This is a genomic window from Candidatus Nitrosopumilus salarius BD31 (assembly GCF_000242875.2).
GTDB lineage: Archaea > Thermoproteota > Nitrososphaeria > Nitrososphaerales > Nitrosopumilaceae > Nitrosopumilus > Nitrosopumilus salarius.
In genome coordinates this window covers 1-716 of the sequence record NZ_AEXL02000165.1, presented here as the reverse complement: position 1 = coordinate 716, position 716 = coordinate 1, and the positions used below count along the sequence as shown (strand labels likewise).

Below are 716 nucleotides of genomic sequence, written 5' to 3'. Positions count from 1 at the left end.
GAATAACAATCAAAAAAGTTCTGCAGGAATCATAGAGGCAGCTAGTGCAGTGGTTGGATCATTAAAATCAAAACTCAGCATGACACAAAAGGAACTAGAAGCTATTCAATCACTTTTAGAGAAAGAAAGAGAAGAGCATGAAAAAACAAAACAAGAGTTAGAAAAACTCAAAAAAATTCAAAACCAGTAAAACTATCACAAATTTTCAAAATGTTTTTTCCATTTGGATTTAATTTCTTGCTCGGAGACCCCCAGATCATACAAAGGGGATGTTACCTCAGATACGTCTGAAACATCTACCAAAACAATTGAATTAATGGGACTCTTAACGCCCTGTGACCTATAATAATTCAAAATCTCTTCAAATAAGGAGTCATTTTTAAGAATACGTGCTTGACCTTTGAACAGATATCCCCTTCGTGAAAAAGGATCAATTGCATTAATTTCAACATTAGAATTACTTTGAAGGTTATTCATAGTATCAGGTGAACGAATATCTGCAAAAGCCAAAATATTGGATGACCAACCAACCAGAGTTCCCTTTGGAGAAAGATTTGGTTTTCCATCAGACGAGACAGTTGCAACATAAGCTAATTTATGCAGATTCAAAAAATCTTTGATTTCTTGAGTTATCATAAGCAATATTTCAAAATAGAACGTATTTAGTTTTCATACTAGCGCATGAACTCAGCAACCTCAATTGAGAAGAAGAAAAA

The 716-nt window shown here is 33.5% G+C and carries 1 protein-coding gene and 1 pseudogene; one reads left to right on the top strand and one right to left on the bottom strand.

Going from position 1 to position 716, the window contains the following annotated elements; all coding sequences use genetic code 11:
- Nucleotides 1–190, top strand: a pseudogene (locus tag BD31_RS09295) (DNA repair protein); the annotation flags it as partial.
- 5 nt (nucleotides 191–195) lie between these two features.
- On the opposite strand, the gene BD31_RS09290 reads toward BD31_RS09295, so the two are convergent.
- Nucleotides 196–636: a pyridoxamine 5'-phosphate oxidase family protein gene (locus tag BD31_RS09290; protein ID WP_048097643.1), complete on the bottom strand. Its 441-nt coding sequence runs from the start codon at nucleotides 634–636 to the stop codon at nucleotides 196–198.
- Between the last annotated feature and the right edge of the window lie 80 nt (nucleotides 637–716).

Bases quoted from the DNA above. Each gene is read 5' to 3' on its own strand.
- BD31_RS09290 (WP_048097643.1), bottom strand. From the start codon at position 636: ATGATAACTCAAGAAATCAAAGATTTTTTGAATCTGCATAAATTAGCT.